Annotated in this window: 20 protein-coding genes; 12 read left to right on the top strand and 8 right to left on the bottom strand. The window is 60.9% G+C overall.

Annotated features, from left to right (window positions below):
- Positions 1–41 precede the first annotated feature (41 nt).
- The 5 genes from hemJ (at position 42) to B9G99_RS05620 (ending at position 4,986) form a co-directional block, all read left to right on the top strand.
- Positions 42–476 carry a protoporphyrinogen oxidase HemJ gene (hemJ, locus tag B9G99_RS05640; RefSeq protein WP_086621123.1) on the top strand — a complete coding sequence of 145 codons (435 nt, stop codon included), beginning with the start codon at positions 42–44 and terminating at the stop codon, positions 474–476.
- Positions 476–1,300: a bifunctional hydroxymethylpyrimidine kinase/phosphomethylpyrimidine kinase gene (gene thiD / locus B9G99_RS05635; protein WP_086621122.1), complete on the top strand. Its 825-nt coding sequence runs from the start codon at positions 476–478 to the stop codon at positions 1,298–1,300. Before hemJ ends, thiD begins: the two co-directional genes overlap by 1 nt.
- On the top strand, positions 1,297–1,920 hold the full coding sequence (gene thiE / locus B9G99_RS05630; RefSeq protein WP_086621121.1) for a thiamine phosphate synthase: 624 nt from the start codon (positions 1,297–1,299) through the stop codon (positions 1,918–1,920). The genes thiD and thiE overlap by 4 nt, the downstream gene beginning before the upstream one ends.
- A gap of 124 nt (positions 1,921–2,044) precedes the next feature.
- On the top strand, positions 2,045–3,334 hold the full coding sequence (gene hemL, locus B9G99_RS05625) for a glutamate-1-semialdehyde 2,1-aminomutase (RefSeq protein ID WP_086621120.1): 1,290 nt from the start codon (positions 2,045–2,047) through the stop codon (positions 3,332–3,334).
- Between the two features lie 74 nt (positions 3,335–3,408).
- Positions 3,409–4,986 (top strand): bifunctional aminoglycoside phosphotransferase/ATP-binding protein, encoded by a 1,578-nt coding sequence (locus B9G99_RS05620; protein WP_227875950.1) that lies wholly within the window; start codon positions 3,409–3,411, stop codon positions 4,984–4,986.
- 20 nt (positions 4,987–5,006) lie between these two features.
- Here B9G99_RS05620 and B9G99_RS05615 read toward each other — a convergent pair whose 3' ends face one another.
- Complete coding sequence (locus tag B9G99_RS05615) at positions 5,007–5,690, bottom strand: response regulator transcription factor (RefSeq protein ID WP_086621118.1); 684 nt, start codon at positions 5,688–5,690, stop codon at positions 5,007–5,009.
- Positions 5,691–6,105: 415 nt separating this feature from the next.
- Between B9G99_RS05615 and B9G99_RS05610 the strand changes: the two genes are divergently transcribed.
- Entirely contained in the window at positions 6,106–6,738 is a 633-nt protein-coding gene (locus B9G99_RS05610) for a carbonic anhydrase (RefSeq protein ID WP_158521448.1), read from the top strand.
- Between the two features lie 40 nt (positions 6,739–6,778).
- Complete coding sequence (locus B9G99_RS05605; RefSeq protein WP_086621116.1) at positions 6,779–8,329, top strand: SulP family inorganic anion transporter; 1,551 nt, start codon at positions 6,779–6,781, stop codon at positions 8,327–8,329.
- A 105-nt stretch (positions 8,330–8,434) separates the two neighbouring features.
- Here B9G99_RS05605 and B9G99_RS05600 read toward each other — a convergent pair whose 3' ends face one another.
- The gene (locus tag B9G99_RS05600; RefSeq protein WP_086621115.1) at positions 8,435–9,157 is read right to left on the bottom strand and encodes a LuxR C-terminal-related transcriptional regulator; all 723 of its coding nucleotides are present in this window, start codon (positions 9,155–9,157) and stop codon (positions 8,435–8,437) included.
- 231 nt (positions 9,158–9,388) lie between these two features.
- Here B9G99_RS05600 and rdgB point away from each other — a divergent pair, with 231 nt between their 5' ends.
- From rdgB to B9G99_RS05580, 4 genes are all read left to right on the top strand, one after another.
- Positions 9,389–9,988, top strand: coding sequence for an RdgB/HAM1 family non-canonical purine NTP pyrophosphatase (rdgB, locus tag B9G99_RS05595; RefSeq protein ID WP_086621114.1), 600 nt, complete (start codon positions 9,389–9,391; stop codon positions 9,986–9,988).
- The gene (gene hemW / locus B9G99_RS05590; protein ID WP_086621113.1) at positions 9,985–11,163 is read left to right on the top strand and encodes a radical SAM family heme chaperone HemW; all 1,179 of its coding nucleotides are present in this window, start codon (positions 9,985–9,987) and stop codon (positions 11,161–11,163) included. The genes rdgB and hemW overlap by 4 nt, the downstream gene beginning before the upstream one ends.
- A 105-nt stretch (positions 11,164–11,268) precedes the next feature.
- Positions 11,269–11,916, top strand: coding sequence for a YiaD family glycine zipper/OmpA-like lipoprotein (locus B9G99_RS05585; RefSeq protein WP_086623309.1), 648 nt, complete (start codon positions 11,269–11,271; stop codon positions 11,914–11,916).
- 78 nt (positions 11,917–11,994) lie between these two features.
- Complete coding sequence (locus B9G99_RS05580) at positions 11,995–12,843, top strand: 23S rRNA (adenine(2030)-N(6))-methyltransferase RlmJ (RefSeq protein ID WP_086621112.1); 849 nt, start codon at positions 11,995–11,997, stop codon at positions 12,841–12,843.
- 101 nt (positions 12,844–12,944) lie between these two features.
- Here the strand turns inward: B9G99_RS05580 and B9G99_RS05575 are convergent, their stop codons facing one another.
- From B9G99_RS05575 to B9G99_RS05555, 5 genes are all read right to left on the bottom strand, one after another.
- The gene (locus B9G99_RS05575) at positions 12,945–13,610 is read right to left on the bottom strand and encodes a PqiC family protein (protein ID WP_086621111.1); all 666 of its coding nucleotides are present in this window, start codon (positions 13,608–13,610) and stop codon (positions 12,945–12,947) included.
- The gene (gene pqiB / locus B9G99_RS05570) at positions 13,607–15,247 is read right to left on the bottom strand and encodes an intermembrane transport protein PqiB (protein WP_086621110.1); all 1,641 of its coding nucleotides are present in this window, start codon (positions 15,245–15,247) and stop codon (positions 13,607–13,609) included. Before pqiB ends, B9G99_RS05575 begins: the two co-directional genes overlap by 4 nt.
- Positions 15,244–16,602: a paraquat-inducible protein A gene (locus B9G99_RS05565; RefSeq protein WP_227875948.1), complete on the bottom strand. Its 1,359-nt coding sequence runs from the start codon at positions 16,600–16,602 to the stop codon at positions 15,244–15,246. The genes pqiB and B9G99_RS05565 overlap by 4 nt, the downstream gene beginning before the upstream one ends.
- A gap of 213 nt (positions 16,603–16,815) precedes the next feature.
- Positions 16,816–18,555 carry an ABC transporter transmembrane domain-containing protein gene (locus tag B9G99_RS05560; protein ID WP_086621109.1) on the bottom strand — a complete coding sequence of 580 codons (1,740 nt, stop codon included), beginning with the start codon at positions 18,553–18,555 and terminating at the stop codon, positions 16,816–16,818.
- Positions 18,552–20,291, bottom strand: coding sequence for an ABC transporter ATP-binding protein (locus B9G99_RS05555; RefSeq protein ID WP_086623307.1), 1,740 nt, complete (start codon positions 20,289–20,291; stop codon positions 18,552–18,554). Before B9G99_RS05555 ends, B9G99_RS05560 begins: the two co-directional genes overlap by 4 nt.
- 165 nt (positions 20,292–20,456) lie before the next feature.
- Here B9G99_RS05555 and B9G99_RS05550 point away from each other — a divergent pair, with 165 nt between their 5' ends.
- Positions 20,457–21,350, top strand: coding sequence for a cation diffusion facilitator family transporter (locus B9G99_RS05550; protein WP_086621108.1), 894 nt, complete (start codon positions 20,457–20,459; stop codon positions 21,348–21,350).
- 58 nt (positions 21,351–21,408) lie between these two features.
- Here the strand turns inward: B9G99_RS05550 and B9G99_RS05545 are convergent, their stop codons facing one another.
- On the bottom strand, positions 21,409–22,470 hold the full coding sequence (locus tag B9G99_RS05545; protein ID WP_086621107.1) for a lipoate--protein ligase family protein: 1,062 nt from the start codon (positions 22,468–22,470) through the stop codon (positions 21,409–21,411).
- Between the last annotated feature and the right edge of the window lie 52 nt (positions 22,471–22,522).

Genomic DNA, 22,522 nt, shown 5'->3' with positions numbered 1-22,522 from the left:
CCATCGGAGACGACCTGACGACCGTTATTGAGGATGCGTATATGTACCCCTGGGTTCTGGCCTTTCATATCATTTCATTCACGTGCTGGTTTGCCGCACTCTTTTATCTGCCCCGGCTTTTTGTCTATCACGCTCATGCCGTGCGCCAGGAAGACGGTCAGGGGCTGACCCGTTTTCAGATCATGGAGCGCAAGCTTTACGCTGCCATCATGACACCGGCCATGATCCTTACGCTGGTGTTCGGGATCTGGCTGCTGGCGCTCGACTTCCAGTACTACCTGACCGCAGGCTGGTTCTACGTCAAGGCGGTACTGGTCGTGCTTCTGATCGGTTTTCATCATATCTGCAAGGCGCACATGAAACGCTTTGCCTCCGGTACCAACCGTCGCGGCGGCGGCTATTACCGCGTCTTTGCCATGATCCCGGCGATCCTTTTGATCGCGATCGTGATTTTCTCCGTGGTCAAGCCGTTCTGATGTCCCTGCCCTGCGTACTGGTTCTGGCCGGCCATGATCCGACCGGCGGTGCCGGCCTGATCGCTGATGCCGAGGCCATCCGCGCCATGGGCGGCTGGGCGCTGACGGTACCGACGGCATTGACGTGCCAGACCACCGTGAACGTTCACACCGTCACGCCCCGCCCTGGCGAAGAGATACTGGCCACGGCCCGGGCGGTGCTGAAAGACTGTGATATCCACGCGATCAAGATCGGTCTGATTGCCGATCTTTCCGCGCTGGAAGCGGCGGTTGAACTGTGCCGGATGCTGTCACCACTGCCGATCATCATCGACCCTGTGCTTAAGGCTGGCGGCGGGCGCGAGCTCTCCAGTGAGCTACTCAGGGCAGCCTTTGTCGAACGGCTGCTGCCGCTGGCCGATCTGGTCACACCCAATCTCGAAGAGCTGGCCCGGCTGACGGGAAGTGCGCTCGAGGATCAGGACACGGCCGGTCAGGCCGGAAAAATGCTCGCCACCGGCGCGGGTGCCGTGCTGGCCACCGGTACCGATGTTGCAGATGCGTCGCATCAACCCCATGTTACTCATCGACTCTACACGCCCGAAGGCATCAGGACGTGGTCCTGGCCGCGGTTGCCGGGAAGCTATCACGGTTCGGGATGTACGCTGGCCAGTGCCGTTGCAGCGCTGCTTGCGCGCGGGGAAACGCTTGAAAACGCCTGCGAGAAGGCGCAGCAGTTTACCTGGCAAAGCCTTGAGCGTGCCCTGATGCCCGGCCGGGGCCAGCACCTTCCCGATCGCCTGAGCGGGCCATTTCATTTACCGATTCAGGAGCGCATGACATGACCCAGTGGCAGCAGGGACTCTACGCCCTGACCGATGAACATCTGATGCCGGATGATGCCACACTCATCGATCGATGCGAGGCCGCCCTCGATGCCGGTATTGCGTTGTTGCAGTATCGCGACAAGTCCGGTGACGAGGGCAGGCGTGAGCGTCAGGCGCGCGCCCTCAAGGCATTGTGCGATCACTATGACACGCCCCTGATCATCAATGATGATGCCGCGCTGGCCTGGCGGCTGGGCGCGGGGCTGCATCTGGGACGCAGCGATGGCTCGATCGCCCGGGCGCGCAAGGCACTGGGGCCGGACGCCATTATCGGTGCGACCTGTCAGGACAGCCTCGAGTTTGCCGCACAGTCGGCCTCCGAGGGCGCCAGTTATCTGGCCTTTGGTCGTTTCTATCCGTCGCGTACCAAGCCGGATGCGCCGCCGGCGGAGCTTGCGATTCTGGCGCAGGCGGCCCGTTTCGGCCTGCCGCGTGTGGCGATCGGCGGCATTGATGCCGACAATATTGAAGCCACGGTCAGCGCCGGGGCGGATCTGATTGCGCTGGTGCACGGTATTTTCGGCCATGATGATCCGGGCGGTGCCGTGCGTCAGCTCAATCAGGCCATGAAGCGATAATTACTCTGTGTTATCCACACCCGGTCCCGGCTGGCGCCGATCAATGAGGTGTGGATAACCCGGAATCAGCAGGCGGTCCGTTTGCAAGCCGATCTGCAATCCCTTTTTCCACAGGAGCGCGAAGATGGATCACATTACCTCCGAGACGCTTTTTGCTCGTGCCGGGCATCGCATCCCCGGTGGCGTTAACTCACCGGTGCGTGCCTTCAAGGGCATGGGCCGGGCGCCCATGTTTGTTTCGCGTGCTCGCGGGCCCTATCTCTTTGACGTCGAGGGCAAGCGATATATTGACTACGTCGGCTCCTGGGGACCGATGATCACCGGGCATGCCGACCCTGACGTACTGAGTGCCGTGCGTGATCGGCTGGAAGACGGCCTCTCCTTTGGCACCCCCACTGCCGTCGAAACCGATATGGCAGAGCTGATCTGCGAGATCATGCCGTCGATCGATATGGTACGCATGGTCAACTCCGGCACCGAAGCCACCATGTCCGCGGTCCGTCTGGCTCGTGGTTATACCGGCCGTGACAAGGTGGTCAAGTTCGAAGGCAACTATCACGGTCATGTGGATTCGCTGCTGGTCAAGGCGGGCTCTGGCGCGCTCACCCATGGTGAACCCAGCTCACCCGGCGTGCCGGCATCGCTGGCCGAACATACCGTGACGCTCTCCTATAATGATGTCGAGGGCGTGCGCGAATGCTTTCGCGAGATCGGCGATCAGGTCGCCTGCGTGATCGTGGAGCCGGTGGCTGGCAACATGAACTGCATCCCGCCGGTACCGGGTTTTCTGGAGTGCCTGCGCGAGGTGTGTGACGAGTCCGGCGCCGTGTTGATTTTTGATGAGGTCATGACCGGCTTTCGCGTGGCGCTGGGCGGAGCTCAGGCACACTACAACATTACGCCGGATCTGACCTGTCTGGGCAAGATCGTCGGTGGTGGCATGCCGGTCGGCGCCTTTGGCGGCAAGCGGGCCATCATGGAATATCTTTCGCCGCTGGGACCGGTCTATCAGGCCGGCACGCTCTCAGGTAATCCGCTGGCCATGGCCGCCGGTATCGCGCTGTTGAAAAAGGTTCGCCAGCCCGATTTCCATCAGCGTCTGACCGAGCGCGTCAATCTGCTGTGTGACGGTCTCGAGGCGCGGGCGGCCGCCGCTGGCGTGTCGCTTTTGACCCATCGCGCCGGCGGCATGTTCGGTATCTTCTTTACCGAGCAGGCCGAGGTCAACAATTTCGAGGCCGCGACCGGCTGTGACGTTGAGCGTTTCAGACGCTTCTTTACGGCGATGCTGGACCGCGGCGTTTATATGGCGCCTTCACCGTTTGAAGCCGGTTTCATGTCCAGCGTTCATGAAGACGAGGACATCAATGCCACGCTCGAGGCCGCCGAGGCAGTGTTTGCAACCCTGACCTGACCATCGGCGCCTTTCGAGCGTCATGCCCGCCTGCCGCCGATGTGTCGGCGGGCGATTTTCATTACTGATCCGGAGTGAGCCCCTTGAGTCAGTCACTGATCAGCGCGCTGAGAAGCGGCCGGTTTTTCAATCATGACGTGTCGACCCTGCAGGTCTACGAGACCCACATCTCCTGGGTCATCCTGACCGGCGATTACGCCTACAAGATCAAGAAACCGCTGGATTTCGGTTTTCTGGACTTCTCGACGCTGACGCGCCGTCGCCGTTTCTGTGAAGACGAGGTGAGGCTCAATCGGCGCCTGGCGGGCGATCTCTATGAGCGGGTCGTGCCTATCAGCGGTACGCCTGACGCTCCCGTGCTGGATGGCGACGGCGAACCCTTTGAATACGCCATCTGCATGCGACAGTTCGACAATGCCGGGCTTTTCTCGACACTGCAGGCCAATGGTGAGCTGACCCGCACGATGATGGATGACATGGTCGATCAGCTGGTCGCCTTCCATCAGAGTGCCGAGCGGGTCTCGCCGGACAGTGACTTTGGCGCGCCCGAGGCGGTCCATGCGCCGGTGAAGCAGAACTTCGATCAGATCCGGCCGCTTCTGGAGGATCAAAACGATCTTCGTCGTCTGGAGGAACTGGCCCAGCGCGCCGAGGAGCTGTATCACCGGTTCGAACCGCTATTAATGAAGCGTCAACGCGAGGGCTTCGTGCGTGAAACGCATGGGGACGTGCATCTGGCCAATGTAGTGCAGCACAAGGGTCGGGCGCTGATCTTTGACTGCATCGAGTTCAACGATGACCTGCGCTACAACGACGTCTGCTGTGAACTGGCCTTTTTGCTGATGGATCTTGAGGCGCGCGGCGAACACGCACTGTCGAGTCACGTGCTCAATCGTTACCTGGAGGGCAGCGGGGATCACGAGCTGGTTCGTCTGCTGCCCTGGTACAAGGCCTATCGCGCCATGGTGCGGGCCAAGGTGGCGCTGTTTCGTCTGCAGCAGCCGGATTTGCATCCGGCCGACCGTGACGCGGCGCTGTCGGACTATCGCAGCTACATCGCGCTGGCCGAGCGCTACAGCGAGATCGACATTCCCTGGCTTTTGATCAGCGTTGGCGTCTCGGGCAGTGGCAAGAGCCGGTTTACCGAACAGGTTGTGCGCTCACTCGGTGCCATCCGCCTTCGTTCCGATGTCGAGCGCAAGCGTCTTTGTGAACTGGCACCCGATGCCGATTCAGGCTCAAGCGTGGCCGGCGGCATCTACAGCGATGACATGACCCGTCAGACCTATGAGCGACTGGCTTCCCTGAGCGGTACGCTGATGGAGGCCGGCTACCCGGTCTGTATTGATGCCACTGCGCTCAAGCGCGCTCAGCGTGATCGGTTGCGACACGAGGCCGAAAAGCGTGGTCTGGCAGCGCTTTTGATCAGTTTTGAAGCCGATGACGCGACGCTGCGAGATCGTCTCGTACGACGACAGAAAAGACGTGGTGAGGCGTCGGAGGCAGGCATTGAGGTGCTTGATTACCAGCTCGCCTCGCGCGATGCCTTCGGCGAGGATGAGCTGGCCTATCTGATTCACCTGGATACCACGGCCGAGGACGCCAATCTGACGCTGGTGTCACTGATCAGGGAGCGACTGCGCCTGAATTGATGGTCTCGGCAGGAAGTGGATCAGGCCGGGTCCCGACGTGTGCGGGGCGCGGCAACCACGGTCGTGGGCTGCTGACGTAGCAGATTCAGCGCCTGCGCCCGATTTCTCACCTTGAGCTTTCTGAACACGTGATAAAGATGTGACTTGACCGTATGTTCGCTGATGGAAAGGCGGTCAGCGATATCCAGATTGCTTGCACCGCTGTCCAGCAGGCTCAGGATTTCCTGTTCACGCGGGGTCAGGCTTGCCAGCGGCAGCTGCTCGTCATGCTGACGATGCCAGTAGGCGCACAACAGACGCTCCATCAGGGGACGTGACAACCACATCTCACCCTCGAAAAGCTTGCGAATGCCCTTGCTGATCAGCTCAAGGGAATCCCCCCGATAGAAGATTCCATGCAGCGGCATGCGCATCATCAGGGCGACGGCCCGGTCTTCATCACTCATGTTGAAGGCCGTGAAAATGGCGTCGTCATACTGGCCCAGCTGCTGGGTCCAGTCGCGTAGCACGGACTCCTCCAGATGATCATCATCCAGCAATGCCACAACGCGACAGTGCCTTAGATGCTCTGGCAGCTCGGGTGGCTCGTCCGTCGGCAATTGCTGTACATGGCAACCCAGCTGCTGACGGAGGTAGTCCAGAAACAGCTCATTCTGGGGGCTGCTTTTGGTCACCATGATCAGTGCAATATTCGTCACATCCATGAAAGTGGCCCTGGTAAAGAGTATGAAGGCCTTCAGACACCCGATCGCGATCAAAACTGGGGATGTGCCAAAATCCGGCGCGCCGGCAGGGCACCCTTCACGCTAAGTAAAATTAAGTAAAAAAATAAACAAAACAACTACTTAAAAGCACTTAAGGTTCAGAGCTGATTAAGCTCTTGCGACTAACGTTCTAGTTCGATCATTTAGAACGGGCTAGTGGTTCGGGTGATCGTACCGATAGCCGACGCGACCGGGGTCCTGAAGATGCCCCCGATTATAAGGCGATCAATTTTTGAATGAGAGCGGTCAGAACGCGCATCTACACCAAATGGCGCATTGTGCACAGGAAATTGCGCTAAAGGATGTATTTGAAACGGATCTGTTACCGTCTGTTTACAAAATAAAGGAGCGCCGGATGCGTTTTGTCGAGAGATTGTTGCTGGAAAATCAGGCCTGGGCCGGTGAAGTCAAACATTGCGATCCACACATGTTTGATCGCTTGAGTGCCGGACAATCTCCGGAAGTGTTGTGGATCGGCTGCTCCGATAGCCGTGTTCCTGCCGAACAGCTCTGTAATACCTCTCCGGGAGAAATGTTCATTCACCGCAATGTCGCCAATCGGGTCTGTCCCAATGAAGCGGGCTTCATGAGCGTCCTTGAATACGCCGTTGCTGTATTAAAGGTCCGTCATATCATCGTTTGTGGTCATCATCGATGCGGGGGAATTCAGGCCGCAATGACAGATGAAAATACCGGGTTTTCTCATCTTGATAATCACCTGGATGGCATCCGTGATATTAGAAGAAGGCATGCCAATGAACTGGCAGAAATGAACAATGATGCCGAACGTCTTGATCGGATGGTGGCGCTGAATGTGATCGATCAGGTCACAATGCTTGGTGAGCTGCCCTTGATAAAGGCGCAATGGTCACGTCATCAGTATCCGACGATACACGGGATGGTATATGCCCTGGAAACGGGCAGATTGCGTGAAATCAAACGCTGGAATGGTGAAAGCCACGAGGCCGCTCAGGCATGCGCTGTCTGATCGTCGGTAATGTCATTATTCATGAAAAGAGACGGATAACATGAGCAAAGCGTTTTCATTGAAGACATTGCCACAGGACCTGCCTGCCGGCATCGTGGTCTTTCTGGTCGCCATTCCCCTGTGTCTGGGCATCTCTCTGGCCTCTGGGGCACCGCCGCTTGCCGGCCTGATCGCCGGCATTGTCGGCGGTATCGTGGTATCGCTTTTCAGCGGCTCTTCCCTGAGTGTTTCCGGTCCGGCTGCCGGGTTGACCGTTATCGTGCTGGGAGCAGTCGAGCAGATCGGTTTGAGCGGGCTTTTCATGGCCACGGTGTTGGCCGGCGCCCTGCAGCTTCTGTTTGGCTTTCTTCGTCTTGGCAAGATTGGTGCCTTCGTTCCCTCGGCCGTGATCAAGGGCATGCTGGCCGCCATTGGACTGATTCTGATTCTGAACCAGATTCCGCTGGCACTGGGACTTTCGCAGGACAGTGATGTCTCGCTTTTGAACCTTGAAGGGCTGGCCTCCGGTCTGTCGCCGGTCGCACTGGCCATTGCAGCGGTGACGCTCACGATTCTGGTCAGCTGGGAAAAACCGTTCATGCCGGCGGCGATCAAGCGTTTCCCGGGGCCTCTGGTGGCCGTGCTGGTCGCTATTGCCATGGATCGACTGGCACTGTCACTGGGTCTGCCGAGCGCACTGGATAGCGGGCAGCGTATTTCCCTGCCAGGACTGGGTGGGCCGGTCGATTTTATCGGTCAGCTGCAGCTGCCCGCAGTGTCCGATCTGCTCAAGCCTCAGGTTTACATGACGGCCGTGACGCTGGCACTGGTGGCCAGCCTTGAAACCCTTTTAAGTCTTGAAGCCGTAGACAAGATCGACCCGCTCAAGCGTCACTCGCCTCCTCATCGCGAGCTCAAGGCGCAGGGTATCGGCAACATGGTCAGTGGCATGGTGGGCGGTCTGCCGATCACGGCCGTGATCGTGCGCAGTTCTGCCAACGTGCAGGCGGGGGGACGGACGCGCCTTTCCAGCTTTGTGCACGGTGTGCTGCTGCTGTGCAGTGTGGCTTTTGTGGCGGGGGCGCTGGAATTCATTCCGCTGGCGTGTCTGGCCGCAGTGCTGTTGCACACCGGCTATAAGCTGGCGCGCCCGGCCACGATCCTTGCGCACTATCATCAGGGCTGGCAGCGTTTTGTGCCCTTTGCCGTGACGGTAGTGGCCATCATGGTCACCAACCTGCTTGAAGGCGTCATCATCGGTTTTCTGTGCGGGCTCTATTTTCTGGTCCGGGCCAACTATCACTCGTCGGTCTCTTTTACCCAGCATGACCGTCACGCCCTGCTGCGCTTTCATACCGATGTCTCCTTTCTCAACCGGGACAAGGTGCGCTTTTATCTGGACGAAATCCCTGACGGCAGCCATCTGATCATCGATGCGCGCGAGGCAGGGTTCATCGATCCTGACATTCAGGAAGACATCGACAATTTCGTCTATTCATCGCACGAGCGCGACATCGTGGTGGAGCTCAAGCAGGTCAATGGTCTGACTGCCAGTTATCCTGCGCTTCGCCCGACAGGGGCCGGCACCCAGGAGAACATGGCGGCAGCGTAGTCCGTCCGGTGATGGCGTTAGCAGCGCCGGGTAGCCACTGAAAGGGCGCCCTCGACCTCACGGTCGGGGGCACCCTTGTCATGTCGTGACACTGACTGGAGGCGATCAGTTCTCGGACGACGTGCTGCGAGAGGAGGGCGGTATCGGCGCTCCGCCCAGGTTCTGGCGTACCCAGTTCATGGCCTGAATGCGGTTACGAACCTTGAGTTTTCGAAAAATGTTGTAAAGGTGTGACTTGACCGTATGCTCGCTGACAAACAGCTGATTCGCGATTTCGGTATTGGACGCGCCCGTGCCCAGCAGGCGCAGGATTTCGAGCTCGCGATGCGTCAGGCCGTTGGCCGGTCGGAACGCGTTGATCTGCTGGCGGCGATAGAAACGAATCAGTCGCGTCATCAGATTACGCGACATCCACAGTTCATCGTTGATCAGCTTGGCGATGCCCTTGCAGATCAGTGCCAGCGAGTCGCGACGGTAGAACACGCCCTGCAGCCGAAAGGTGGTCGCCAGATTGACGGCCTGGTTTTCATCGGCAAGGTTAAAAGCGGCCAGCGTCAGCGTATTGCTGTCACTGGCGGCACTCTCTTCCCAGTGATACATGTCCTTTTCATTGACATGATCGGCATCAAGCAGCACCACACGCTGTATGTCATCTTCTGCCGGTACGGCATCGCGCGGTGCCAGCGTTTCCACTTCGCAGCCGATCCTGTCCCGCACGTACTGCATGAACAGCTCGCTTTGCGGGTTGATCTCTGTCACCAGTAGTACGACTACCTTCTTTTCACTTTCCACGTCACTATCCACGGTGCCCCCTTGATGCCCGTTCATCAGCTCATGTTGTGACAGCCAACGACGAGGCTTTGCTCAAGCTTACTCCGAAACGGCGTCTGGAGCATCGCTCGGGCAGGCGCTGTTTTGACGGCCAATTCGTTGGTTCATATCACGCTATTTGTATCATGCCAGGTATGCTTCGGTCGGCTAATCCACAACAATATGTTCCAGTGTGATGACATGGCGCTTTAAAATGGGGCCGTCAATCACACCAAGGGATCATGCCTTATGTCTGCTACACGCTCTCTCGTTGTCGCCAGCAATAATGCCGGCAAGCTGCGGGAGTTCCGCGCGCTGCTGGAGCCGCTGGCATGGGAACTGACCACTCAGGCCGACCATGGTATATCGGCCGTTGAAGAGACCGGCTTGACCTTTGTTGAAAATGCCCTGCTCAAGGCGCGTGCGGCCTGTCTGGGCAGCGGTCTGCCGGCGCTGGCCGATGACTCGGGTCTGGCCGTTACGGCACTGGGTGGCGCTCCGGGTATCTACTCGGCGCGCTACAGCGGCGCTCAGGGCGATGACCGGGCCAATAACGAGAAGCTGCTCGAGGCGCTGGCCGATGTTCCCGAAGGTCAGCGTGGTGCGCACTATCACTGCGTGCTTGTCTATATGCGCCATGCCGAGGACCCGGTGCCCATTATCGTTCAGGGCAGCTGGCCCGGAGAAATTCTTTCCCTGCCGCGCGGTGAGGGCGGGTTTGGCTATGATCCCCTGTTCTGGGTGCCCGAACAGGGTCTGAGCGTGGCTGAACTTTCTTCCGAACTCAAGAATCGGATCAGCCACCGCGGTCGCGCGCTGGCCGCCCTGCTTGAGCAGATGGAGCGCTGATGTCTTCCCTGCCGCCCCTGGCGCTATATATCCATGTTCCATGGTGCGTGCGCAAGTGCCCCTACTGTGACTTCAACTCACACACGCTGTCGGGTGCGCTGCCCGAGACGGCCTATATCGATGCCCTGCTGGCCGATCTTGATGCCGAGATGATCAACGTGCAGGGACGGCCGCTGACGTCGATCTTTATTGGTGGCGGTACGCCCAGCCTGATCAGCGGCGCCGGTTATCAGCGCCTGCTGGCCGGTATCGAGGCACGCCTGACACTGGACCCCGATATCGAGATTACCCTGGAGGCCAATCCGGGCACCTTCGAGCGTGAGCGCTTTGCCGGTTTTCGCCGCGCCGGTATCAATCGGCTGTCGGTGGGGGTGCAGAGCTTTGACAACGACGCACTGGCCCGGCTGGGACGCATTCATGATGCAGATGAGGCCGTACGCGCCATTGCGACCGCGCGCGAGGTCGGTTTCGACGAGCTCAACATCGACCTGATGCACGGTCTGCCGGGGCAGAGCATGGCCACGGCGATGGCCGATATCGACCAGGCGCTGTCGCTTTCGCCCACGCATCTGTCCTGGTATCAGCTCACGCTTGAACCCAATACGGCCTTCTATTCGCACCCGCCCACACTACCTGAAGAGGACGTGCTGGCCGATATTCAGGACGCCGGGCAGGCGCGTCTGGAGGCGGCTGGCTTCCAGCGCTACGAGATTTCGGCATGGTCTCGTTCCGGGCACGAGGCCCGGCACAACCTGAACTACTGGCGCTTTGGCGATTATCTGGGCATCGGTGCCGGTGCGCATGGCAAGATATCGCGTCCCGGTGAGGAGGGCCTTGTGATCGAGCGGCGCTGGAAAACGCGCCAGCCCGAGACCTATCTCGCCCGCCATGATGATCCGCGTGGTTTTCTGGCTGGCCATCGCAGGCTGTCGCGCGATGAGCGCGGGCTCGAGTTTCTGATGAACGCCCTGCGTCTGAGTGACGGCGTCCCTCGCGCGCTCTGGCATCAGCATACCGGGCTCGACGAGTTGCGTCTGGACGCTCACACTGAAGCGGCCATCGCACGCGAGTTGATGTTTGAGACACACTCGCGCATACAGGCCACCCCGCTGGGGCTTTTGTTTCTCAACGATTTGCTGGCACTGTGCGATGATTCGGTTCTGGCCCGCTCGTGACGGGTCATACGACAGGGCAGTGATTGCCCTGCAGATTCAGAAAGGTCGGGGGACAGACCTCGAACGGTATTCACAGGAGAGCAGGACGTGAAGAAAAGCATCTGGATGGCGGCACCACTGGCCGTAGTCATGGCCGCCTCGGGCTGTACCACTACCAATCCCTATACCAATGAGCAGCAGACCTCGAGCCTGGCCAAGGGCGCAGGTATCGGTGCGCTGGTAGGTGGCGTTGCAGGCGCAACCAAAAGCGGCAACCACCGTCTCGACAAGACCCTGATCGGTGCGGCCGTAGGCGCTGCTGCCGGTGGTGGCGTCGGCTACTACATGGACGCTCAGGAAGCCAAGCTGCGTCAGGAAATGCAGGGCACGGGCGTGAGCGTCAATCGTGTCGGTGATCAGATTCAGCTCAACATGCCCAGCGCCATCACCTTCGGCAGCGATTCCAGCGAGCTGTCCTCGCAGATTTACCGCCCGCTGGATGGTGTCATCAAGGTGCTGGAGGAGTACCCCGATACGCTGGTCAACATTGCCGGCTACACCGACTCTACCGGTGCGGCGGCCTACAACCAGCGTCTGTCCGAGCTGCGTGCTCAGGCCGTGGGTAACTATCTGGCCCGTGGCGGTGTCAACTTCAACCGCCTGATCATGCAGGGCTACGGCGCCAGCAACTACGTGGCCAGCAACGATACGCCCGAAGGTCGGGCACAGAATCGTCGCGTCACGGTCACCCTGGTGCCCAACGGCAACCGCTGATCACCGGATCGGCAGTTCTGCCGGCCGTATCGTCGCCGCAGTCCCGTGACTGCGGCGATGTTTTTTCAAGGAGGGAGTGTGCTTTCCTATCAACATGCATGGCATGCCGGCAATTTTGCCGACGTGCACAAGCATCTGGCCCAGTTTGCGCTGATCGAGCGCCTCATGGAAAAGAGCTCGGCTCTGAGCCTGATCGATACGCATGCCGGGCGAGGCCACTATCCGCTGGAAGCGCCCGAGACCGCAAGGCTTGGCGAGTACCGTGACGGTGTCCTGCCGCTATGGCGCTCGCGTGATCGCCAAACCGGACTGGTGGCACGCTGGTGTGACGCGCTGGCCACCCTTCAGGACAATCCGGACACGCTGTCGCGCTACCCGGGGTCCCCCTGGTGGTTTGCCCGTACCATGCGTGACAACGATCGTCTGACCCTTTATGAGCTGCATCCCGGCGAGCATCGCCACCTTGAGGATGCCTCGATTGAAACGCCTCACGTACGGCGGCTCAAACGCGACGGCCTCGGCGGGCTGGTGCACCAGTTGCCGGTTCGAACGCCCAGGCTCTGCGTGCTGATCGATCCCTCCTATGAGGTCAAGGATGAGTATGACGCCGTGGCCGCAACGCTTGCACAGGTCGTGCGCCAGATGCGCCACGCGGTCGTGTTGATCTGGTATCCACTGCTGGGAGACGCGCGGCATCAGCGCCTGCTGGACGGCGTTAAACGACACGATATTGCCAAGGTGTGGCGCAGCGAACTGACGCATCATGATCCTGGCGGTGAGCGAGGGCTTTATGGATCAGGTCTTTTACTGCTCAACCCGCCGTGGCAGCTGGACTCGCAGCTGGATGACGCGTTTGCTGAACTGGCTTCGCTGTACGGCGACCAGGCCTCTCATGTCAGTGACTGGTGGATGCCCGAACGCCCCTGATGCGTTGCTCCTGGAAGCCAGAAAAGGCCCGCCATCATGGCGGGCCTTTTGCTGTTTCAAGGGCAGGGTTTCAAACCGTGGGGTGATGGTCTTCGAGCGGCTCAGGGCGAGCCGACCGGCGTCGTGCGGGCGCTGGAGCCCGCGGTGGCCATGGCCTCTTGCTCCTGCTGCGTGATCTCAGCGGCAATCCGCTCACCAACACTTTCCCAGCCCTGCGAGAGGGTGCGTACCAGCGCCGGATAGCCATCGTCATCGAGCGGGCGCTCGATCTCGAAGGGCTGCTGAGCCAGTAGATGGCCGCCGGCATCGCGCAGCTGATACTGGCCGGCCAGCACCGCCATGCCGTCGTAGCGTCCCTGAAAACGGGACAGCGAGACTCGTACGCCGGTATCGGCGCGATCGCCGGCCAGGGTCTCACCCAGTACGCGATGATCTTTCAGTCGGTCGCTCAGCGTCCGTTGCAGGCTGCGAGTGAGCTGCGCGCTCAGGCTGTCGGCCCACAGGTTGGCCTGTGCCTCGTTCACCTCGATGTCGCTGATCTGATAGACCACCCCCTGGCCGTCAAGATAGTCGGCCAGCCGTACCGATGAGACCGCCACGGTCGGGGCGCTGTCGGGCAGCGAAATACCGGGTTCGGGCGCACGCTGATCGGCCAGCGGCAGCGTATAGCGGTGAAACTCGGTGGCCTGGCCGGCACACCCGGCCAGCGCGGTAAGTGCCACCAGTGCCGCGCCGCGCCAGGACGTGTGGAGAAGTTGCGTCATCATGGGCGTGCCCTCGGTTGCGGATCCTGAATCTCGCCACGGTTAAAGATCAGCGAATTGGGTTTCTCGCTGATGGTGCGTGCCGCCGGTTGCAGCGAGCGCATCAGCTGCTCAAGGCTTTTCAGTGTCGAGGTCAGCTCGCCATAGGCTGGTGCCTCACTCGAGTAGCTCGACAGCGTCTGCTCGATGCTGCGCAGCGTGCGCTGAACATCGCTGGGCAGACCACGGGTACTCTCGTCGTTGAGCACCTCATTGAGGCTGCTGGCCGTTTCATTGAGCTCCTTGATCAGCGATTCGGAGCTGGCAAGCGTCGAATCCAGACGGTTGAGCGACGACTCCACCGGCAGATTGTTGAGCTTGTCGAGCAGGCCGGTGACCTTCTGTTCGATCTGGGCGAAGCTGCCGGGCTCGCTGGGGAAGACGGTCACACCGTTGTACTCCGTGAGCGTCTGTTCGGGCGGATTGTCCACGAAATTGGTATCCACAAAGAGTGCGCCGGTAAAGAGATTGCCGGTCTTGAGCGACGCACGCAGGCCATGGTCAAACATGGACCTGATGCGTGCCCGCCAGTCCTTGAGCGACTCCTCGTCTACCTTCGCCTGCAGCCGCTGAGGCTCGATGCGAATCAGTACCGGGATGCGGAACCCCTCGACCTGGTTTTCCTGCAGCAGATCGATGCGATAGGGCACGGTATCCACGGTCCCGATGCGCACACCGCGGTATTCAACCGGTGCCCCGCGCGACAGCCCGCGCACGGTGTCATCGATCATGACCACGTAGCGTAGATAGTGGCTGAAGCTGCCCTGCAGCGCGTTCTCTTCATCGCTGTACAGGGAAAAGACCATGTTGCTGTCGGCGCCAACCGGTTCGCCCGGCGGAATATCTTCCGGTACGCCAAAGGTCACGCCGCCACTGACCAGCGACTCCAGCGAGCCCAGTCCCAGCGAGAAGCCTTCGGAGGTCAGATCAAAATTGATGCCTGACGCCAGCCAGAAGCGGGTATTGCTGGTCACCAGGTCCTCATAGGGTTCCTGGATGAAGAGCTGATAGTGCACGACGCGGTCTTCGGTATCGAACTCGAGGTTTTCGACCCGGCCGACGGTAAAGCCCTGAAACAGGACCGGATCGCCGACGTTGAGCGAGCCGGCGGCGGCGCTGGTGAGATGCAGGCGCAGCCCCTTGGCGTCGGGCGGCGCGACCGGCGGCTGTTCGAGCATTTCGAAGCTCTCCTGAGCGTTATCCGAATGCCCCGGCTGAAGCTGGATATAGGCGCCTGACAGTACGGTGTTCAATCCGCTGATGCCCTCGCGACCGATACGAGGCTTGACCACCCAGAAACGGGTCTCCTCATTCAGTAGCCGGTCGGTGCCCGGGTTCATCCGGGCCTTGATCACGGCGTGCGAGGTATCTTCCGACAGGGACACCGAGGTGACCTCGCCGACATCGACGTTGCGCGCCTTGATCATGGTGTTGCCAGCATCGATGCCTTCGGCATTGTTCATGATCAGCGTGATTTCCGGCCCGCGCGAGGCGAGCGTGTGATAGAGCATCCACCCGCCGATCAACAGCGCAATCAGGGGAATCAGCCAGACCGGAGAAATATGTCGGTGCTTCTTTCGCTGCGCGGTGGTCTCGCTCATTGCCCCGTGTCCTGTGCTTTCCCTGCAACCGCCGGCTGAGGGGATGATGTGGAAATATCGTTGTTTTCAAGATCCGGATGATCGGCAGCGTCCCAGATCAGGCGCGGATCAAAGCTCATGGCGGCGATCATGGTCAGGATCACCACGCCCCCGAAGGCGATGATGCCAGGCTCGGCAGAGACGTGCATTAACACCCCCAGTCGAACCAGTGCGGCCAAAAGGGCCACCACGAAGACATCGATCATCGACCAGCGGCCGATGAACTCGGTAATTCGATACAGGGTCATGCGCACCTCGGGTCGCCAGGGCTGGGGCCGACCGACCTTGATGCAAAGCCAGAGAAGCGCCATCAGCTTGGCCACCGGAATGACGACGCTGGCCAGAAAGATGATGGCAGCAATAGGGTAGTCGCCATGATCGATCAGCAGCAGCACGCCGCCGATGACGGTCTGGGTGGTCGTGTCATTGAGACTCGAGACGGTCATGATCGGCAGCACCATGGCCGGAATATAGAGCAGTACCGATACCACCAGCAGTGCCAGGGTCTTCTGCACGCTGTGGCGCCGGCGCATGTGCAGTTTCTCGCCGCAACGGCTGCAGTAGCATGTCCGATGATGATGGTAATCATTGACCGTGCCACAGACCGGGCATCCCACCAGTTTCTGTGCCTGCGCGGTCTGTCCGGTACGCGCATGTTCCGGTGGTGGCGGTTCCGGCGCCATGACGCTCCAGAGCCAGTCGCGATCCACGCTGCGCGAAATCAGCAGCATCAAAACCACGAACAGGCAAAAGGCCCAGAAGGAGAGGCCAAAGCCGATGCTGGCCAGTGACAGGATCTTGACCAGACTGACCAGCACGCCGATCAGGAACACGTCAGCCATCATCCAGTGCTCGATGTGGCGCAGGGTGCGCAGCATCAGCATGCCCCGGGGCGGACGACGGCCCAGCAGCAGGGCACCATGGATGACGATCACCATGCCCAGATAGAGCATCGGCAGCAGCAACAGCACCATCCACAGCACCACGGCCAGTACGGTGTAGTTGCCGGTCGACAGGATCGTCATGGCGTCGGTCAGGCTGATGGCGCGATCAAACCCGCTGGCAGAAAAGGAGATGAACGGAAAGGCCAGCGAGGTGACCAGAGCCACCACGGCGGCAATCGCCAGCGCCAGCGCATGCTGGGCCGGGGCACGCTTGCGCGTCATCAGCTCATGCTGACAGCGCGGGCAGCGGGCACTTTCCGAGCACGCCAGCGGCGGCACGATGCTGACCAGATCACATTCATGGCAGACCCGCAGGGGCCGCGAAGGCTCAGATGACGTGGTGATGGTTCTCTCCGAAATCAGCCCGGTCAATGTCGTTCAGGAGCACTGGATGGTGTCGGTTAAAGCAGGGCCAACAGTATTAATACCTGCAGGATATAGCCTGGCATGACGTTCAGACGCTGTCGCGTGTCTTGAGCGTGTCGGCGCTTGAAGCTTTCAGGCGCCGATAAACATTCATCATGGTACGTAAATAGCATCGACGGCCGGTTACGGCAAGCGGTCATGTGGCCTGCAAGGGGCACATCAGTTCAGGGCATTGCCCGGCTGATGCCAGAGCCGGTAATAGGCGCCGTCGGAGTTGTCGAGCAGTTGCCCGGGAACGCCATGCTCAATGATTCGCCCGGCCTGCATCACCACCACCTCATCGGCGCCGGCGATGGTTGAAAGACGATGGGCGACCACCACCATGGTCACTCGCCCCTTGAGCCCGGCCAGCGCTCGGTTAAGGCGCGATTCGGTCAGACTGTCGACGCTGGCGGTCGCCTCATCGAGCAGCAGAATGCGTGGCTGACGCAACAACGCCCGAGCGAGCGCCAAAAGCTGGCGTTCGCCGGTCGACAGCGTCAGGCCCCGTTCGCCCAGCGGTGTGTCGAGCCCGTCGGGCAGGCGGTCGATCAGCTCGCGCAGCTGCGCTTCATCGAGGGCACGCGCCATGGCCGCCTCATCGGCTTCAATACCCATCAGCAGATTGTCTCTGAGCGTGGTCGAGCGAATGAAGGGCTCCTGCGGGACGCTGGCCATGACCGTGTTGATCACCGATGGCGAGAGCGTCTCGATGGGACGGCCATCCAGCAGCAGGCGGCCTTCGGTGACCGGCTGCAGCCCGCCCAGCAGATCCAGCAGGGTGGACTTGCCGCTGCCGGTATGGCCGACCAGTCCGATAAAGGCGCCTTCTGGAATGTCGAGGGTGACGTCATCAAGCGTATTGCGCTCGGCGCCGTGATGGCGAAACGCCAGTGCCTGGAGCCGATAGTCGGCCGATTTGATCGCTTTTGTATCGTCGCCGCTGGCGGCCCGAGGGCGATCCAGCAGTGACAGCAGCCGCGTACCGGCCACGCCGGCCTGCTGAAAGATGTTAAAGCGCTGGGTGATCTCGATCAGCGGCTCGGAGACGCGCCCCAGCCAGGTCACGAAGGCATACAGCACGCCGATTTCCGCGCCGCCCACCAGGCTGTCGAGCCCGTAGCCGATTAAAAGCGCCGCCAGAATGATCACCCCCACCAGATCCAGCGCCGAGCGCAACAGCAGCGCCGAGATGCGGATGGTATGCAGCCGGGCGTGATACTGCGCCACGTTGAGATCGTGATAGCGCGCCCGAAAGCGCTCGGTCTGGTTGAAGGCCTGCAGCACGCTCATGCCGCCGATCGCCTCATTGATGCGCGCGTTCTGACCGGCGCGCAGGCGGCGAACCTCCATCGCCGCCGGGCCGCTGGCCCGCTGATAGCCCCAGATGATCACGGCGGCGACCGGAATCAGGGTGGCGGCAATCAGCATCAGCTTGACATCCATCAGCGCCATGGCGATCAGGATGCCGACCAACAGCATCAGATTCTGCAATACGGTGGCCAGAAACTCGACATAGAGCTCACGCAGGTCGTCGGTATCGTTGGTCACCCGCGACACCATTTCACCGGTGGGGGTGGCGTCATGGACGTGCTGCGGCAGATGCATGACGTGGCGAAAGACGCGCTTTCTAAGGGCGTGCACGGCGTCCAGGGCAATGCGGGCAAAATAGAGCGTCTGCAGATAGCGTCCAAGCGCCGCCAGCCCCTGAGTCGCGATATACAGTGCCAGTAGCAGGGTCAGCGGCTCGACCCGCAGATCCCGTGGCACCAGATAGATATCGATGTAGTGCTTGGTCAGCCAGGGGCCCATCACATCCATGGCGGTGGCGGTCATCAGCAGTAGCAGGGCCAGCAGCAGGCGGCGGCGATTGTGCATGAGCGGGCGCAGCATCAATGCCAGCAGGCGACGATTGATCATGACGGCTTCTCCGTCGTGCGCATCTGCTGCTCCTGCCATAGCCGGGCGTAGTGCCCGTCCCGCGCCAGTAGCGCCTCGTGACGCCCCTGTTCGACCGCGCGGCCCTGATCCAGTACCACGATATGATCGGCGTGGCGCACCGCCGACAGCCTGTGGCTCACGATCAGGCAGGTGCGTTCGCGCTCCGCCTCCAGTGTGGTCAAAAGCTGCTGCTCGGTGGTCTGATCCACCGCCGAAAGCGTGTCATCCAGCAGCAGGATGGGGGCCGGGGATAGCAGGGCACGTGCCAGCGCCACCCGCTGGCGCTGGCCACCGGAGAGCGTCACGCCACGCTCGCCGATGCGGGTATCGAGCCCATCGGGCAGACGTTCCAGATCCGGTCCGAAGGCCGCTGCCGACAGCGCGCCTCTAATATCCTCATCGCTGGCGTGGGGCACGCCCAGCGCCACGTTTTCCCCAAGCGTTGCCGCAAAGAGATACGGGTCCTGAGGCACATAGGCATACATCGCGCGCAGCGCGTCGAGCTGATAGTCGCCAAGGGACTGCTCGCCCAGCGTGATCGTGCCGTGTGTCAGCGGATACTGGCGCAGCAGCAGACGAATCAGGGTCGACTTGCCGCTGCCGGTAGCGCCAACGATGCCTACGCTCTCGCCCGGTGCAATGGTGAGGTTCAGCTCGGAAATCGACGGCGTGCTGGCCAGCGGATAGGTAAAGGTCTCGACATTGATGTGCAGCGTGGGGGAAGACACCTTCGTCAGCGTACCTTCGTCGGTGATGGTCTCGCGCTCGTGGAAGAACTCGATCAGTCGCCGGGCGGCCGCCTCGCCGCGCTGAAGGATATTGAGGCACCAGCCGAGGGCGAACATCGGCCAGATCAGCTGGACCAGATACAGCGTGAAGCTGGTCAGCTCGCCCAGCGTGATGGCCCCGCTCAGATAACGCCAGCTGCCGGCAACGATGGTGGCCAGCGTCGCGCTGCCCAGTGCCAGAAACACCACCGGGTCGTAGCGGGCCTCCATGCGCTGCACCTGATAGTTGGCTCGGGCGTGCGCCTCGGCCCGTCGATCAAAGTCTTCAATCTCGTCTTCGATCATCGAGTGCTGGCGCAGTAGCCGCAGCCCGGCAATCGCTTCCTGGGTGCGGTCATTAAGCGCGGAAAAACACTCAAGCGACTGGCCAAAATAGCCCTGCACCCGGCTGGCCACCCTGTAAAACCCCCAGGCCATGAAGGGAAAGGGAATCAGGGCGATCAGCGCCAGTGGCGCGTCGATCACGAGGATCATCATCGACAGTACCAGTAACAGTGTCAGCGCGCCGTCGACGCTGGACAGCACGCCTTCTCCCGCGGCCACTTCCACGGCATCGATATCCTGTGTCGAGCGCGCCAGCAGATCACCGCTGCGCCGCTGCTGGAAAAAGCCCGGGTCCAGCCGGGTCAGTTTTTCATAGAAGCGGTCACGCAGGGCCACGCCCAGCTGATAAGAGGCGCCAAAAAGCAGCATGCGCCACAGATAGCGCAGGCCGTACATGGCCAGCGCCACGGCCACCAGTACCGCGGCACTGCGCCAGAGCCCGGGCATGCCGATACGTTTTTCATTGAGGTCATCAATGATCTGTCCGGCCCACCAGGGCAGCGCCATGTTGAGAAGCCCTACCGCGAGCAGGGTCGTGATGGCCAGCAGGTAGGCGCGGCGATGAGTGGCCAGAAAATCGAGCAGCAGTCGGCGTAGCGCCATGGGTTTGAGTCGAATCAGAAGGGTGAACGGGATGGGGCAGAATATCAGTGTAACAAAGGGCGGCCTCTTCGGGCGGCCCAACAATGCATCGCGATCAGGAATTCACGTTGTCCGTACCGTCGGCGATGATTAGGCTATGGCGCTCAACACCATGAGGATAGGGTCTTGTCGACCACGATGAAACTTGCCTGGGGCAGCCTGCTGGTGGGCTTTGCCGTGCTCGGGCTCAAGACACTGGCCTACGCACTGACCGGCTCCGTGGCGCTGCTGTCGGATGCCCTCGAAAGCATGGTCAACGTGGTGACGGCCGTGGCGGCGCTGATCGCCATTCGGGTCGCCGCCATGCCGGCCGATGACAATCATCCCTACGGCCATCACAAGGCCGAGTTTTTCAGCGCCGTACTGGAAGGGGTGATGATCATCATCGCCGCACTTTTGATCCTGCGCGAGGCCTTCACCGGCATCATGGACCCGCAGCCGCTCGAGCTGCCGCTGATGGGCATTGTCATCAGTCTGGTGGCCACCGTGATCAATGCCGTCTGGTCGCGCGTGCTGATTCGCATCGGTCGGCGCGAGCGCTCGCCGGCGCTGGTCGCCGACGGGCGTCATCTTTTTACCGATGTGGTGACCTCGGCCGGCGTCGTTGTGGGGGTCGTGCTGGCCATGACAACGGGCTGGTGGATGCTCGATCCACTGGTCGCGATCATCGTGGCGGTCAACATTCTCTGGTCGGGTGCCAAGGTGATCCGGGAATCCCTGAGCGGATTGATGGATGAAGCCGTCCCGCCTGACACCCTGGAGCTGATTCATCACGTCATTACCGTGACCGGGGAGGGCGCCGTCGAGGCGCATGATGTACGCACACGCCATGCCGGGCGCGCCACTTTCGTCGACTTTCATCTCGTGGTGCCCGGGGACACCACGGTGTTTCATGCGCACGAAATCTGCGACCGCATCGAGGCCGGCCTTCGTCAGGCGCTGGGCGAGGTGCGCATTACCATCCACGTCGAGCCGGAGCACAAGGCCGAGCACAAGGCTGCCGACATTGTTTTTGACTGACTGGTTTTCGACGGGCGATCCCTGGCTGACGACGCATCGTTTTTATCGACCCTTCGGCCTACGGCACGCGGGCCAGCCACGTCTCACTCTGGAACTTCGACTCGGCCAGCGCCTGCGCGGTGGTCATCTCGTCAGGGCGAACATCATCGGGAATCAGCGTAAAGCGGTCGCCAAAGGAGGCCGCCATGCGCTCGATGATGGTCTCGCGCGACAGCCCGGTCTGGCTTCTCAGCGGATCGACCCGCTTGCCGGCGCTGGCAATGCCCTTGTCGGAGAGTTTTTCGCGGCCGATGCGCAGTACCTTCATCATGCGCTCGGCGTCGATGTCATAGGCCATGGTGACGTGGTGCAGCACCGCCCCATTCAGGCGTTTTTGCGCGGCGCCGGCCAGCTTGCCGCCCTCGGAGGTAATGTCATTGATCGGCACATACCAGGCGCGGATGCCCATGTCGCCCAGTGCCTGAATGACCCACTCGTCAAGAAAGGCGTAGCTTTCAACGAACGACAGGCCCTCGACCAGTGTCTCCGGTACGATCAGCGACCAGGTGATGGTATTGCCGGGCTCGACGAACATCGCGCCGCCGCCACTGATACGGCGTACCACCTCAATGTTGAGCGCTCGGGCCGCGTCCATGTCGACTTCGTTGGCCAGCGACTGAAAGCTGCCGATGATCACGGCCGGGCGGTCCCACTCCCAGACGCGTAGTGTTGGCCCGCGTCGGCCTTCGGCAACTTCCCGGGTCAGCACTTCATCGAGTGCCATGTGCAGCGTGGGGGCTTCCGGTGGGCGATGAATCAGACTGAAGGTGTGTTCCTGCCAGTCGGAGGCCCCGGCCAGCGCCCGACGAATGACCGTGGCTACTGCAGGCACCGACAGGCCTACCATGACGGTGCCTTCAGGCAGCGCCTGCTGTATCCGCTCGGTGAGGTCTGCCGTGCTCATGGCGATACTGGCGCCGGTCAGGGCCTGATTGATGGCCTCGAGCGCGTCGTCGGGCTCAAGAAAGAAATCTCCCGACAGTCGAACGCAAGAGAGTCGCCCCTGGTTGACGGTAACGTCGGCCACCAGCAGCTTGCCGCCGGGTACCTTGTATTCGCCGTGGCGTGACACTTCGACCATAGTCTAAAATCCCGGTCCGGTTTAATGTTTCAGCAGTATAGCCGGTCGCGAC

Source organism: Kushneria konosiri (genome assembly GCF_002155145.1).
GTDB classification, from domain to species: domain Bacteria; phylum Pseudomonadota; class Gammaproteobacteria; order Pseudomonadales; family Halomonadaceae; genus Kushneria; species Kushneria konosiri.
Note: the sequence above shows the minus strand (reverse complement) of the source record. Positions and strands in the feature narration are given on the sequence as shown.

Coding starts and splice junctions, on each gene's coding strand:
- B9G99_RS05600 (WP_086621115.1), bottom strand. CDS start 9,157: ATGAACGGGCATCAAGGGGGCACCGTGGATAGTGACGTGGAAAGTGAA.
- pqiB (WP_086621110.1), bottom strand. CDS start 15,247: ATGAGCGAGACCACCGCGCAGCGAAAGAAGCACCGACATATTTCTCCG.
- B9G99_RS05615 (WP_086621118.1), bottom strand. CDS start 5,690: ATGGATGTGACGAATATTGCACTGATCATGGTGACCAAAAGCAGCCCC.
- hemJ (WP_086621123.1), top strand. CDS start 42: ATGTACCCCTGGGTTCTGGCCTTTCATATCATTTCATTCACGTGCTGG.
- B9G99_RS05610 (WP_158521448.1), top strand. CDS start 6,106: ATGCGTTTTGTCGAGAGATTGTTGCTGGAAAATCAGGCCTGGGCCGGT.
- thiE (WP_086621121.1), top strand. CDS start 1,297: ATGACCCAGTGGCAGCAGGGACTCTACGCCCTGACCGATGAACATCTG.
- thiD (WP_086621122.1), top strand. CDS start 476: ATGTCCCTGCCCTGCGTACTGGTTCTGGCCGGCCATGATCCGACCGGC.
- B9G99_RS05545 (WP_086621107.1), bottom strand. CDS start 22,470: ATGGTCGAAGTGTCACGCCACGGCGAATACAAGGTACCCGGCGGCAAG.
- B9G99_RS05560 (WP_086621109.1), bottom strand. CDS start 18,555: ATGATCAATCGTCGCCTGCTGGCATTGATGCTGCGCCCGCTCATGCAC.
- B9G99_RS05575 (WP_086621111.1), bottom strand. CDS start 13,610: ATGATGACGCAACTTCTCCACACGTCCTGGCGCGGCGCGGCACTGGTG.
- rdgB (WP_086621114.1), top strand. CDS start 9,389: ATGTCTGCTACACGCTCTCTCGTTGTCGCCAGCAATAATGCCGGCAAG.
- hemL (WP_086621120.1), top strand. CDS start 2,045: ATGGATCACATTACCTCCGAGACGCTTTTTGCTCGTGCCGGGCATCGC.
- B9G99_RS05605 (WP_086621116.1), top strand. CDS start 6,779: ATGAGCAAAGCGTTTTCATTGAAGACATTGCCACAGGACCTGCCTGCC.
- B9G99_RS05585 (WP_086623309.1), top strand. CDS start 11,269: ATGGCGGCACCACTGGCCGTAGTCATGGCCGCCTCGGGCTGTACCACT.
- B9G99_RS05555 (WP_086623307.1), bottom strand. CDS start 20,291: ATGGCGCTACGCCGACTGCTGCTCGATTTTCTGGCCACTCATCGCCGC.